Source organism: Granulicatella sp. HMSC31F03 (assembly GCF_001807725.1).
GTDB classification, from domain to species: domain Bacteria; phylum Bacillota; class Bacilli; order Lactobacillales; family Aerococcaceae; genus Granulicatella; species Granulicatella adiacens.
Genome location: NZ_KV790853.1, coordinates 22,774 through 34,923, shown reverse-complemented (window position 1 = coordinate 34,923; position 12,150 = coordinate 22,774). Strand labels below are relative to the sequence as shown.

Annotated in this window: 14 protein-coding genes; 5 read left to right on the top strand and 9 right to left on the bottom strand. The window is 42.8% G+C overall.

All coding sequences use genetic code 11. From position 1 onward, the window contains the following. The first annotated feature begins 14 nt into the window (after nt 1-14). The gene (locus tag HMPREF3106_RS04985) at nt 15-392 is read left to right on the top strand and encodes a hypothetical protein (protein WP_070444740.1); all 378 of its coding nucleotides are present in this window, start codon (nt 15-17) and stop codon (nt 390-392) included. Nucleotides 393-461: 69 nt separating this feature from the next. Here HMPREF3106_RS04985 and HMPREF3106_RS04980 read toward each other — a convergent pair whose 3' ends face one another. Beyond that, nucleotides 462-1,175: a YaaA family protein gene (locus tag HMPREF3106_RS04980; RefSeq protein WP_070444739.1), complete on the bottom strand. Its 714-nt coding sequence runs from the start codon at nt 1,173-1,175 to the stop codon at nt 462-464. Between the two features lie 110 nt (nt 1,176-1,285). Here HMPREF3106_RS04980 and HMPREF3106_RS04975 point away from each other — a divergent pair, with 110 nt between their 5' ends. Both HMPREF3106_RS04975 and HMPREF3106_RS04970 read left to right on the top strand, forming a co-directional pair. After that, nucleotides 1,286-1,678, top strand: coding sequence for a hypothetical protein (locus tag HMPREF3106_RS04975; RefSeq protein ID WP_070444737.1), 393 nt, complete (start codon nt 1,286-1,288; stop codon nt 1,676-1,678). Between the two features lie 15 nt (nt 1,679-1,693). Beyond that, a complete protein-coding gene (locus tag HMPREF3106_RS04970; RefSeq protein ID WP_049554889.1) occupies nt 1,694-2,026 on the top strand; it encodes a hypothetical protein in 333 nt (110 codons plus the stop codon). A 70-nt stretch (nt 2,027-2,096) separates the two neighbouring features. Here HMPREF3106_RS04970 and HMPREF3106_RS04965 read toward each other — a convergent pair whose 3' ends face one another. The 3 genes from HMPREF3106_RS04965 to HMPREF3106_RS04955 all read right to left on the bottom strand — a co-directional run bounded on the left by HMPREF3106_RS04965 (nt 2,097) and on the right by HMPREF3106_RS04955 (nt 3,608). After that, the gene (locus HMPREF3106_RS04965; protein ID WP_049554890.1) at nt 2,097-2,303 is read right to left on the bottom strand and encodes a hypothetical protein; all 207 of its coding nucleotides are present in this window, start codon (nt 2,301-2,303) and stop codon (nt 2,097-2,099) included. 28 nt (nt 2,304-2,331) lie between these two features. Continuing rightward, nucleotides 2,332-3,072 carry a hypothetical protein gene (locus tag HMPREF3106_RS04960; RefSeq protein ID WP_049554891.1) on the bottom strand — a complete coding sequence of 247 codons (741 nt, stop codon included), beginning with the start codon at nt 3,070-3,072 and terminating at the stop codon, nt 2,332-2,334. A gap of 122 nt (nt 3,073-3,194) precedes the next feature. Then, nucleotides 3,195-3,608, bottom strand: a complete 414-nt coding sequence (locus tag HMPREF3106_RS04955; protein ID WP_049554892.1) for an EamA family transporter — start codon at nt 3,606-3,608, stop codon at nt 3,195-3,197. Between the two features lie 170 nt (nt 3,609-3,778). Between HMPREF3106_RS04955 and HMPREF3106_RS04950 the strand changes: the two genes are divergently transcribed. After that, on the top strand, nt 3,779-4,789 hold the full coding sequence (locus HMPREF3106_RS04950) for a hypothetical protein (RefSeq protein ID WP_049554893.1): 1,011 nt from the start codon (nt 3,779-3,781) through the stop codon (nt 4,787-4,789). Nucleotides 4,790-5,259: 470 nt separating this feature from the next. Here HMPREF3106_RS04950 and mscL read toward each other — a convergent pair whose 3' ends face one another. From mscL to HMPREF3106_RS04925, 5 genes are all read right to left on the bottom strand, one after another. Then, a complete protein-coding gene (mscL, locus tag HMPREF3106_RS04945) occupies nt 5,260-5,643 on the bottom strand; it encodes a large conductance mechanosensitive channel protein MscL (RefSeq protein ID WP_049554894.1) in 384 nt (127 codons plus the stop codon). A 92-nt stretch (nt 5,644-5,735) separates the two neighbouring features. Next, nucleotides 5,736-6,857: an NAD(P)/FAD-dependent oxidoreductase gene (locus HMPREF3106_RS04940; RefSeq protein WP_049554895.1), complete on the bottom strand. Its 1,122-nt coding sequence runs from the start codon at nt 6,855-6,857 to the stop codon at nt 5,736-5,738. An 11-nt stretch (nt 6,858-6,868) separates the two neighbouring features. Further along, complete coding sequence (locus HMPREF3106_RS04935; protein WP_049554896.1) at nt 6,869-8,317, bottom strand: amidase; 1,449 nt, start codon at nt 8,315-8,317, stop codon at nt 6,869-6,871. A gap of 92 nt (nt 8,318-8,409) precedes the next feature. Continuing rightward, nucleotides 8,410-8,787, bottom strand: a complete 378-nt coding sequence (locus HMPREF3106_RS04930; RefSeq protein WP_070444735.1) for a hypothetical protein — start codon at nt 8,785-8,787, stop codon at nt 8,410-8,412. Continuing rightward, complete coding sequence (locus HMPREF3106_RS04925; protein WP_070444733.1) at nt 8,784-10,199, bottom strand: Y-family DNA polymerase; 1,416 nt, start codon at nt 10,197-10,199, stop codon at nt 8,784-8,786. The genes HMPREF3106_RS04930 and HMPREF3106_RS04925 overlap by 4 nt, the downstream gene beginning before the upstream one ends. 280 nt (nt 10,200-10,479) lie before the next feature. On the opposite strand from HMPREF3106_RS04925, the gene HMPREF3106_RS04920 reads away from it, so the two are divergent. Continuing rightward, the gene (locus HMPREF3106_RS04920) at nt 10,480-11,832 is read left to right on the top strand and encodes an MATE family efflux transporter (RefSeq protein WP_070444871.1); all 1,353 of its coding nucleotides are present in this window, start codon (nt 10,480-10,482) and stop codon (nt 11,830-11,832) included. The last annotated feature ends 318 nt before the right edge of the window (nt 11,833-12,150 follow it).

Sequence of the window (12,150 nt, the reverse complement as noted above, 5' to 3'; positions counted from 1 at the left end):
AAGGGACGTAACAAATGTTAAAAAGACAATATGGAATATTTAAATATCCTGACGGTGATATTAGATTATCAATAAAATTTTTGGATGAAAAATATCAAACTTTAGGCGAGTTTTTTATCACTGAGGTTGATAATTTTTATCTGGATGTTCGAGAAGCTTTGGAGAGTGTAATTTCTGGGAATATGGAAGAATATGCTTTTGATGGTAATATGTTAGGGATTGAAATTGGAAAAGAAATAACAGAAGTTTACTTCCAATTTGAGGAAGAAATATTAGGTGAACCATGTTTTATTTCAACTGATGAATTGTATAAACTAGTCATTGAGTGGAAAGAAATGGAAGATAAAATGTTCAGGGGGGAAGATATTTTTCCGCTGATAATAGAGGATTGAGATGTATTAGAGGGCATCGTAAAATAACAAGCAAAAGAGGAGTAAGACGGCTGTCCTACTCCTCTATTTTCATCTCACAAACACCAACTTTTCTGGCTTCGACAACTCCGCATCAAACGTAAACCCATCTTCACTAAAATCCTCCAACTGCTTCACATCCATCACTTGTTCGCGCATGGCAAAACCTACTAGCAACCCACGCCCTTTTTTCGACGTTGTGGAGTGTTGTTTCAACTTGCCATCTTTGCGTTCGTAAAATTCCACGTCCACCCAGTTGTAACGCGAGCGCTCGAGTAACGTGCTGAACTCGTCACTGGCACAGTTGACCACCGTTTCCCCTTCTTCAAACAACTCGGCCCACTCCGCTTTCCAGTATGCCTTCAAGCTCATTCCGTCTACGCGCGATGGTCGCAACATATCCAAACGGTACGGTTTTATATAAGTAGTTGGCGCCACAGCCCCATACAAGGCAGACAAAATACGTACATGCTCACTTCCATAGCCTAATCCCTTATTCCATCCCTCGACTTGCTTCAACCAGCGAAACGCCAGTCCGTTATAGAGTTCAATGGCAGGAGCAGACCTAGCCACCTTCCAACCTTCGATAAAGGCTTTATTTTCTTCAAGCAACTTCCCTTTGACTCCAAGAACGCGGGCAAGGTCTTCTTCAAGCACTGCGCTCACAGCCTCCACTACTTTTCTAGCAGCCGGACTCACTTCCCAGTCGCGCTCCTCTAATACGTCACTATTCATTTCCTTTGCAGGCGATAGTATGAGTTTCATCTTTGTCCTCCTTTCGTTCATGTCCTCCTTAGTGTACCGCACCCGCCGGATTTTGACAAAACACAAGGAGCGATTTATACTGATTACTATCAAGCTTAAAGGAGAATTGTATGCCTCAACCATTGACACTTCTGATTAATTCCATCGCCTCATTTTATTTATTACCATTTTTAAGCGTTGGAATCTATGCTATTTGGGCCAAAAAATATTCACTCGCAAACTTCTTACTTTTCTTTGGAGGTGTCAACGCTCTCCATTCAATCCGTCTCATCTATCAAAAATCAGTTACTGGATATATCATATGGTTTGTAGCATGGGCGCTGATTCTTTACGCGTCTTACTGGAATAACCAGCACGAAAAGCCCTATAAAACAGAAAATGCGATGATGGACTTTCTGGTTCGTATTGTGAATGGAAATCCGTTCCCTGATAAAATCGAAGACCCAAACAAAGCTCGTGCCATCATTGCACTCGTACTCACAATTTTAATGATTATCGCCTAACAAGGAGGACTTCATATGGACTTTGTATTCATCTTATTTTCTATTCTTAGTTTCTTTATCGTTACATTTGCTTTCTTACATCTACTCGCAGGTAGCGTCGCTCTTCTAAAAGGAGACAAAACAACAGGAAACATCCTCATTTTTGTAGGAGGCCTTATCGCACTTCCTGCAATCCCATTACTAGCAATGGTCCGCGGACTTTCATTCGTTACATGGATTGTTGGGGCAACGCTTTGCTGCGTGGGAGCCTATATAAACGGAAAACAAAATGGCAACTTCCAAAAATCACATCACGTTATCCGCATCACCATTGCAGTAATTCTCACGATTGGACTGGCGCTTGTTTAATGATTTTTTAAACGACGTTATACCAAAAAATAAGGTTTATCTAAAATCAGATAAACCTTATTTTAATTTATTAAAAACCTAAACGTTCTTCATCCCAATTGCCGTACTCATCATAACCATCTTCATACGGATCCATAGCATCACGACCAACTTCCTCTAACCATTCACCACACTTCTCACAATAATAAGCATCATTTTCTGGTTCTGAAATACTCCAGTCAATTTTTGATTCAGAAACTAGTCTTCCACATTCGCAACATTCGTATCTTTTACCCATATATATTCTCCTTTTATTATTAGTTTTTTTATAAATCTAGCTCGTTTTCTTCTATAAAGGCTAACTTTTCTTCTGGAGTTCCACCTCTAACATACTGCAAACCAGTTGCTGCCACTTTAACCAAATGAACAATTGGTGATTTTCTGAACTCTGGATAATTATGATGATTCTCTAAATCAATATCTGATAATTCAACTAATCCTTCTAAGTCGTCCCCTCCATCATCCTCAGATATTAAATCAGTGGATGTTTCACTACCTGATTCCAACAAAAAGGCAGTTACAATAACTCCTGTTATAACAAATCCTGCTAGCAGCTCCCATTTACGTTTCTGGAACCATCTGCCAATTTTTTGCACCCTGCCCTCTTTTTTTGGATATGCTACATAAATCCTATTAGAATCTTCTTCCTTCTGCAAAACATATAATTCAATTATATGTTTGTTGTTAATAAATTTTTCAGCATCAATTTTTCTAATTTTCTGTAAATTTTCAAGTGTTATTTCTTCTAAGACAAAAGAGTAGAACACATCAGTATCTATCATTTCACTTAATATTTCATTGTAAACTTCATTTAAATTGGTTATTTCATCAAGAAGATAAACTTTTCTATCAGAATTAGTTTCTTCCTTCCATCCGATTACTCCGCTTTTTAAAATACTAGAATTTGACAAAATGTCAGTTAATTTATGTACTAACTGGACGTCTGTCAAATCAGTTTGTGAGTAATTCAATTGATTTTCTGATGATACTAAAAATTTTTTTCGCATAGAATCCTCCTTTTAACTAAAAAAAATATTTATTTCACGAAAAGTAAACCCTTACATCATTTGTTTTAAAAATCCTTAATGCTTTGTTCAATATTTCGCTTTTAGTTAAAAAACTATTTAATTTACCACACCATTAAAATAGTCCCTGTTGCAATGAGCGCACAACCGATGAGTGATTTCACCGTAAACATATCCTGTAAAAAAATAAACGCTAAAATCAAGGTGAAGACAATGCTCAGTTTATCCACCGCAGCTACTTCAGTAGCCTTTCCTAGTTGGAGCGCTCGGTAATAGCACAACCATGACGCCCCTGTCGCAATCCCGGATAAAATGAGAAACACCCAACTTTTCTTACTAATTTGTGCCAGTCCTGACTGATTGTTCGTGATAAACACCATCAACCACGACATCACAACGACCACAACCGTCCGCACTGCCGTTGCCAAATTCGAATTCACTCCATCAATCCCTATTTTGGCAAAGATCGACGTCAACGCCGCAAACACAGCCGATAACAACGCAAATACAATCCACATTTGAAAGACCCCTTTATTTACATCTTTCTACTATTATACCTAATTTAGAGTAAGAATGATTTATAAAGCAATTTAAAATCTGAAAATAGATTCGTTAAGTTTCACTTTTTCTTTAGAATATATTTTTCTTTAAAAAGTTAGTGCTATAATTAGAATTTAGGAGGGATACTATGAGAGCACATACTGTTATTTTAGGAGCGGGAGCCACTATTGCCGCAATTCCAAAAGGTGATAAAAACGGCAAAAAATCTTCTGTAATGAATGGATTAATAAAAAAATTAAATTTAGAAGAGCTTCTTGCCAACATTGAGTTGCAAACCAAAAGTGATAACTTAGAGGATATTTATTCAGAACTATATGAAAGAGAAGACTGCACAAAAATTGTTAAAGAACTCGAAGATAGACTGTACAGTTATTTTTCATCTTTAGAATTACCTGACGAAATAAACCTTTACGATTTTTTAATACTAAGTTTAACTAAAAAGGATTGTATAGCCACATTTAATTGGGATCCTTTATTAATTCAAGCCTACGTTCGTTGCTCACAGATTACTCGTAATTTACCATTAATTCTTTGTTTGCATGGAAACGTTGCAGTTGGATATTGTAATGAACATATTGAATTTGGAACATTAGACTGTACCTGTCCAAAATGTTTTAAAAGATTAGCGCCTACTAAATTATTATACCCAGTAAAACATAAAAATTACTCTTCTGATAAATACATTAATTTTTGTTGGGAAGCATTACATTACTATATTGATCAATCATATATGCTCACAATCTTTGGATATAGCGCTCCTAAAACTGATGCAGAAGCGATTAAGCTAATGAAAAAAGCCTGGGGAAACATTGACAAAAGACCGCTTGAAGAGGTTTCAGTAATTGATATTATAGATGAAGAATCTATGCTAAATACGTGGAAAGACTTCATTCATACTCATCATTATAGATACTCAAATTCATTTTTCGATTCCTATTTAGCAAAATTTCCAAGAAGAACTTGCGAGACAATCTTCGCTACATTTTGTTTAAATCTATTTTCGGATGGTAGCAACGGATTTAAAGAAAATTTCGATTGGGAACAAACAAAAGATTTTTTATCAGATCTTCTAATCGAAGAAAGGAATAATGACGGAACTTCAAATCTCAGCTCACGATACTTAGTAAAATCCTTATAAAAAACTCGGATAGTCCGGTGGTCGACGAAGCAAATTTTAATCATTGAAAACCGAAACCTCTCGTTTTTTGTAAATTTACATTGAATAGATTGATAAGTTCTAAACGAATTTATTTCTTTGGATTCTGCGTTAAACCGATTTGGTGGATAACGAAAAGAATCAGTTGATTGAAAGAATAGTGGGACTACGCATTAAAACGAATAAGGCGGAGTTAGGAATTCATTCCTTACTCCGTCTTTGAGGCTTTAAAGGTGAGAGACCTAGGCTCGAACCGGTGCCCCACTATAACTCTTTCAATCATCAAACTGATTCTGAACTCGTTTATCCACCCAAGCACAAAACCCCTAAAATCCAAAGAAATAAAGCAACGCTTTATCCCCTATAATTCATCAATCTATTCAATGTAAACTAAGCACACACAAAATTTTTGCACACAAAAAGCCGAGAGGCTTCTCGGCTTTTCAGAATGATTATTTGTTTGCTAATAAGTCGCGGATTTCTTTTAAATAATCTTCCGCAGTTGGTGCAGCTGGTGCAGCTTCTTCAGCAGGTTTGTTACCTTTTGCTAATTCAGCAGCTTTATTCATCCCTTTAACGATTAAGAATAATACCGCTCCAACGATTACAAAGTTGATGATTGCAGCGATGAACGCTCCAATACCGATTTGAGCAGAACCTAATTTAAATGAAACTGCTGCGATATCGCCAGTGTTAGCCACCATTGCGATGATTGGTGAGATAATGTCTTTTACTAATGAATCAACGATTGCTTTAAAAGCACCACCGATAATAACGGCTACAGCTAATTCAACGATATTCCCACGCATTAAAAACTCTTTAAACTCTTTTAACATTCGTTTTTCCTCCTTTTATAAAAAGTTACATAATTACTTTTAATAGAATACTAAATTTTGATTCAAAAAACAAATAAAATTATGTTATGTTTCTATGTTTTTCTTATATAATTTTTTGGAGGATAATTTTCAACGGCAAAATCAACAGTCTCTTTTGCGGATAACCGCGCTAATAATTCGCCAATCCAAACGCCACTCGTCAAACCGGAAGAACCCAGTCCACTCGCCACAAAAGCATTAGAAGTTTCCGGAACTTTCCCAAAAAACGGTAGAAAATCAGAAGTATACGCGCGAGTTCCTACACGGACCCCGCTTCGTTTCGCGTCTCTCAACGCTGGCAAACTCGCACAGGCTTCTGCATACATTCCGTCTAACAACGCTTCATCTGGGGTTAAATCGAACCCTTGCGTATTCTCATGCGTTGCCCCGACTAAAATCTTGCCATCTGGAAACGGTAGGATATCAATCTCCCCATGAAGCATACACACCGGCCATTTCGACGTATCTTCACTCGTTTCCAGTTCCAATTCAATCAATTGCCCTTTTTGCGGACGAACATCCACATAGTAGTCGAGGTCTTCTAATAATTCCTTGACCCAAGCGCCACTGGAGAGAATCACCGCATCAAAAGAAAGGTCCTCTTCACCGTCTACCACTCGAATCTCTTCGCCTTCTTTGGATAAAGTAACTTTTTGATGCTTCACTGTCGCTCCGTTTTTGGCTGCTTGTTCTAGAAGGAGCGCTACGAGCTTTTCTCCGTCCACACGACCGCCACCGCTACAATACAAAGCTCCATCTGGATTTGCCCATCCTGGGATCACCTTTGCGACGTCTTCTCTCGACAGCGCCTCTACTTCCCCAATCATCGGCGCATCCACTCGGCGTTCGACTGCCATTTCTTCGACCTTTTTCAGTTGTTTTTCAGTATGTTTGAAAATATACGCCCCGACCTGTTCATACGGCAAGTCCGCAACTCCATCCGCACGTAACTGTTCCATTAAAATGGGATAATACGCAGCCCCATGCGACACGAGTTGGTACCAGTCTTTATTGCGGCGTTGCGATAACCACGGACAAATAATCCCCGCTGCGGCCTTGGTGGCTTGGCCGACGCCCGCATCAAAAACGGTCACGGCGATTCCTTTTTTACTGAGTTGGTATGCCGCAGTTGCCCCTACAATCCCAGCTCCTACGATTGCTACTGATTTTGTCATCTTGTTCACTCCTAGCTGAACTGTCTCATTTCAAATTGCCCTTGTTTTTCAAACCACTCTGCCACTTGCAGGAGCAATGCCTCTTGCCCACGAGCTGCCATGAATTGCACGCCGATTGGTAAACCTTTATCACTCAAATATACCGGCAAGCTAATGGCAGGTGCACCTGTAATATTCGATAATTGCGTAAATGGCGTCAACGCCAAGGTGCGATCAAACATCCGCCAAATCACACTTTGTTGCTCAGGGACGCTGAGTTCTTCAATCTGGTTGAGCGCCTGACGGACCGATTCCTCCATCGGAAATTGCGTTTGAAGAGGCGCCACATCACTTACGGTCGGCGTTACAATCAGGTCAAACTCCTCATGCACCTTCTCCATCGCATGTGCATAAGTATCCCATTTGGCAAGAGCCACACTGTAATCTTTGGCAAGAATTTGCTGGCCGGATTGATAAATGCCCCATGTCATCAGTTCCATATCGTCCTTGGTGAGCGCTCGTCCAAGACTGGCTTCCAAGCCTTGCATCATCGCTGCGGTCTCCACACTATTCATTAAGTAGTAATTCTTCATCACTTCCACACCGTCGACAGGCCATCCGATGGGTTCCACTTCACAGCCGATTTCTTCAAGGAAATGAACCGCCTTACGAAGCGCGGCTTTAGCTTCTGGAGCGACCACGCTCTCAATCGGGGATTTTTCAATGACGCCCACTCGAAGCGGACGCTCTAAACGGACTTCCCACTCGCGAATCAGTGGCGCCAAAAACGGACTATCCTTCTGCTCGACTTGCAAAGCGCGCAACAATTCACGCGTATCGCGCACACTTTTTGTCATCGCAAAATTCACCGAAGCGCCTTGCCAGCCACGATAGCTACCAGGACCGACAGGAATTCGACCACGACTCGGCTTCAAGCCTAATAATCCTGAAAAACTTGCGGGAATACGAATCGAACCGCCGCCATCACTGGCTGCTGCAATCTGCACCATGCCACTTGCAACGGCTGCTGCTGCTCCTCCGCTAGACCCACCGGCATTGCGTTTCAGATCATAGGGATTATTCACAGGCCCCCAGAGCTTAGCTTCCGTCATATTTTTAAACCCAAACTCGGGAGTATTCGTCCGCCCCACGATAATAAACCCGGCCTCTTCCAGACGCTTCACAAAGTTGTCGGTGCGTTTCATTGGGATGTCCTTTAACAGTTTACTACCACAACTGGACGGTTCCCCCGCTTGATTTTGCCCGAGGTCTTTCAATAGAAGTGGCACTCCTCCAAACGGCAAGCCCTCAAACGAGCGCGTCTTCGCTTCTTCTAGCGCCCGCTCTGCTTGGATGTGAACAACCGCATTCAACTCGGGATTGAATGCCTGGATTTTTTCTAAACTTTCTTGTACTAATTCAACCGGAGAGACTTCCTGATTCCTTATAGCCTCTCGCATCTCAATGGCGTCTTTCCACATAGTTCCACGTCCTCTCTACAGCTTCATTGTACAAGGAAAAAGAAAGAGGGTAAAGGGTAAGACCGCTGCTTTGGTGCGATTTAACAAAGATTTTACTCCTTGAAGTTCGACTCATCCTCTTCCGTCTCCACTAAATAGAGCTCCTGGAGGTCGCTGATAGATAGCCACCTTGCTTCTGCCTGCGACTCCACGTAGACGGCTTCGTCGCTCAATTCCACGGGGACACCGACCACCATTTCGTGCCCTTCCTTCTTCTTCACGCGAAAACACGCCAGTTGCCGGTGGACATAGAGTTGAGTCAGCAGCGTCCATTTTTCCTCTTTCGTGAGGCGACTTGTGTAATGCTCCATCCTCTTCTCCTTGGCGATTTCACTCGTATGCTCGGACAAGAAGAACCCTTGCCACTTCGCCATGCCACGGTCTTGGTATTCTCTGGTTGATTTATACGGCAAATACATACGCATATTCATGTCAATCCATCTAACCCTCCTGCCGAATGCCCTCCGACGAGCTGACTGCGCGCCTTCACGCGGGACGATTCCAATAGAGAGTTCGCCTTCAAGAGCGAGGTGAAGCCGAATTCGTCGCGAATCGTATCGACAGCCTTTTGCAATTTTTCTTCCTTTTCGACCTGCTCGTAATCGTCGAACAATGAAAACACCGTAATCGCCTCATCTACGAGCCCTTGATAGGAAATCCCTACTCGACGCACCGCACCACTCGTATATTTCTGGCGAAACAAGTCTAGTACCACTTCCGTCAGAGGCTTCGTTTGATTCGTGGGGTCGATTTTTCGTTGCGCCTGAATCGATTTTTTCTCCTCCGTTCTGGAGTACCCCACATGAATGGATACACAAGTCGTCTTCTTGCGGACCCTGCGAAGTCGAACGGCTACTTGCTCGACCATTTCTCTTAAAATCAACTCGATATCGCCCTTACGACGGTAATCTTTCGGCAAAATTTGCGAGTTCCCGATACCGTGTGATTTCACCTTGTAGGGATGATGGACATTGCTCTCATCGATGCCATTCGCGTGAAACCACAGCTCCACGCCCATAATCCCCAGATGCTTCTTCAATAGATCGGCATCCGCATGCGCCAATTCCTTAATCGTGTAAATCTTCAGCTGGTTCAGCCGCTTTTCCATGCGACTGCCAATCCCCCAGAAATCCGTCATCTTCTCAATGCCCCAGACCTTCGTTTCCACGTCCTCGTACGACCAGTTGGCGCGCATATTTTTCGCGTTCTTAGCCTCATTATCCAGCGCGAGTTTAGCAAGGAGCGGATTCGCATTAGACATCCCTACCGTCGAATAGAGACCCGTTTCCTTCCAAATCGCCCGCTGAATTTGCGCGGACAAGAGGTCTAATTTTTCCTTTCTGGACAGTGCCTTATCCGGGAAGAAATAATTCAAAGAAGTCGTCAAGTCGACAAAGCCTTCATCAATGGAATACGGATAAATCTCACTCGTCGTGGCAAAGTTTTGCAAAATACGCTGAATCTGCATATTGATCCGGATATACTCGGACATCCTTGGCGGGACAATGACGGTCGCTCTCGCCCACGCCTCGATAAAACGCACAAAGGCCGCATCCGTGGGAAGCCCTTGACGCTCAGCCGTATAATAAGAAAAGCGACGCGTATGAATATCAAACGGCAAATCGTAAGTCCGGCCGACATTTTTTCGCCCGAAAACTTTCTTGAAGACGGGAGAAGACGCCAGAATGAGCCCTTTGCAATTATCCGCGCGACTCATCACACATAGCGACGCCTTGAGCGGATGAAGTCCCCTGGCGATACATTCGACGCTGGCATAGAACGACTTCATATCGATAAACGCAATGTCGCTTCTTGGTTCCAAACTGTAGTCAATCAGACTCATCGAACACGCCTCCCTTCTTGCGATGCTTCTGCTGTGAAACGATTAATTTTGCACTCTCCCCCTAGAAATAGCTCTATAGCAACGTTTCTAAGGAGCTTGTTGTTGAATTTTTTCTCTTTTAGTGCCGAATCTGTTTGAACTACCTTAGTTATAACACGAACATATGTTCTCTTTCAAGCGAAATTCCTTCTCACTTTTCAAAAAATGAAGTCCCCGAAAAAGAAAATTTTTACAAGGAACGTTCTTGAATTTCCCCAAGCGTGCGCGTATAATTTCCCTTATGAAAAAGACCGCTATTAACTTAACAGACGGACCGATTTTGCGGTCCATTATTACGTTTGCAATTCCAATTGTTATTTCAAATATATTCCAGCAACTCTATAACACTGCCGATATTATGATTGTAGGGAGGTTCCTTGGGCAGGATGCGCTGGCGGCTGTCGGGGCGACCGCAGCCATCTTTGAACTGATTGTCGGATTCGCACTCGGCGTCGGCAATGGAATGGGCGTCATCATCGCACGCTACTACGGCGCCAATAACCATCGTCTCTTGAAACGCGCCGTCTCGGCCACCATCGTCATCGGGGCCGTTCTCAGTCTCCTCGTAGCTCTTGGAGGAACGTTTGGAATGTATCCACTGCTCGAGTTTCTTGGAACACCCGCTAGTATTATCGACCAGTCCTATGCGTATATCTCGATCATCGTGCTCGGGATCGCGGTGACCTTTGCGTATAATTTATGCGCAGGGTTGCTCCGCGCCGTTGGAGATAGTCAGGCCGCCCTTTACTTCTTGATTTTCTCAGCGGTGGCGAATATCTTCCTCGATATTTTACTCATTACAACGTTCAACATGGGCGTTGAAGCTGCGGCCATTGCGACGATTATTGCTCAGGGCATATCGGCCGTTCTCTGCTTTATCTATATCAAAAAACGCGCCAGCTTCCTCATTCCGGCCAAAAGTGATTTTGTCCGCGACGATGAACTGTATTTAGACCTCATCAGCCAAGGATTAGCCATGGGACTCATGTCATCCATCGTCTCTCTAGGATCTGTGATGCTCCAGTCCTCTATCAACGCGCTTGGACCAGTCATCATCAGTGCGCAAACTTCTGCCAGACGGATTTTCGCGTTCTCGACCTTGCCATTTGCGGCGATTGCAGCGGCAATGACGACCTTCACTTCGCAAAACTTCGGGGCCAACAAAGTGCACCGCATTGCCAAAGGGATTCGTCAAGGCAGTCTGCTAGCCTTTGGATGGGCGATTTTGGTCTGCATCATTTTATTCTTTGCAAGTCCATTCCTAAACGAACTCGTCTCTGGATCGAGCGACCCGCTTCTACTGGATAATGCCGCGCTGTATAACCGCATCGGATCGCTCTTCTATGTGCCGTTAGCGCTCCTTCTGATTTTACGAAATAGTTTGCAAGGGCTCGGGCAAAAGGTGACGCCGCTTGTGTCGAGTTTTATCGAGCTGGCAGGGAAGGTACTTTTCGTGGTGTTTGTGATTCCGCAGGCGGGGTATCTTGGGGTGATTTTTGCGGAGCCGATTATTTGGTGCCTGATGGCCATCTATCTTTCCTACGCCTTCTTGCGTCATCCGCTCATTAAAGAAGTAAGGCATGAGATATTTTAGAAAAGAGACAAAATAAAACCCTCGGTTTCTTCATAGTGTTGATGGTAAGGATATCGGACTGAGCTAAAATCTCAGTCCTACCAAGCTTCAAACTGAGTCTACGAAATCAAATTTCTAGACTCAGTAATTCACATTGGTTATTCCTCCTTACCATTTACACTATAGAACCGAGGGATTTTTGTCTCTTTTCAGCATTTCTATAGTTTGAGGGGTGATGCAAGAAACTTCAGTGACCTTTCTTTGTTGAACCTCACAATATTAGGTGCAACAATCGGAAAGAGCCGAAGTCTCTTTGCCTATCGAACTTCAAAGGGCGTC

Bases quoted from the DNA above. Each gene is read 5' to 3' on its own strand.
- HMPREF3106_RS04985 (WP_070444740.1), top strand. From the start codon at position 15: ATGTTAAAAAGACAATATGGAATATTTAAATATCCTGACGGTGATATT.
- HMPREF3106_RS04980 (WP_070444739.1), bottom strand. From the start codon at position 1,175: ATGAAACTCATACTATCGCCTGCAAAGGAAATGAATAGTGACGTATTA.
- HMPREF3106_RS04975 (WP_070444737.1), top strand. From the start codon at position 1,286: ATGCCTCAACCATTGACACTTCTGATTAATTCCATCGCCTCATTTTAT.
- HMPREF3106_RS04970 (WP_049554889.1), top strand. From the start codon at position 1,694: ATGGACTTTGTATTCATCTTATTTTCTATTCTTAGTTTCTTTATCGTT.
- HMPREF3106_RS04965 (WP_049554890.1), bottom strand. From the start codon at position 2,303: ATGGGTAAAAGATACGAATGTTGCGAATGTGGAAGACTAGTTTCTGAA.
- HMPREF3106_RS04960 (WP_049554891.1), bottom strand. From the start codon at position 3,072: ATGCGAAAAAAATTTTTAGTATCATCAGAAAATCAATTGAATTACTCA.
- HMPREF3106_RS04955 (WP_049554892.1), bottom strand. From the start codon at position 3,608: ATGTGGATTGTATTTGCGTTGTTATCGGCTGTGTTTGCGGCGTTGACG.
- HMPREF3106_RS04950 (WP_049554893.1), top strand. From the start codon at position 3,779: ATGAGAGCACATACTGTTATTTTAGGAGCGGGAGCCACTATTGCCGCA.
- mscL (WP_049554894.1), bottom strand. From the start codon at position 5,643: ATGTTAAAAGAGTTTAAAGAGTTTTTAATGCGTGGGAATATCGTTGAA.
- HMPREF3106_RS04940 (WP_049554895.1), bottom strand. From the start codon at position 6,857: ATGACAAAATCAGTAGCAATCGTAGGAGCTGGGATTGTAGGGGCAACT.
- HMPREF3106_RS04935 (WP_049554896.1), bottom strand. From the start codon at position 8,317: ATGTGGAAAGACGCCATTGAGATGCGAGAGGCTATAAGGAATCAGGAA.
- HMPREF3106_RS04930 (WP_070444735.1), bottom strand. From the start codon at position 8,787: ATGAATATGCGTATGTATTTGCCGTATAAATCAACCAGAGAATACCAA.
- HMPREF3106_RS04925 (WP_070444733.1), bottom strand. From the start codon at position 10,199: ATGAGTCTGATTGACTACAGTTTGGAACCAAGAAGCGACATTGCGTTT.
- HMPREF3106_RS04920 (WP_070444871.1), top strand. From the start codon at position 10,480: ATGAAAAAGACCGCTATTAACTTAACAGACGGACCGATTTTGCGGTCC.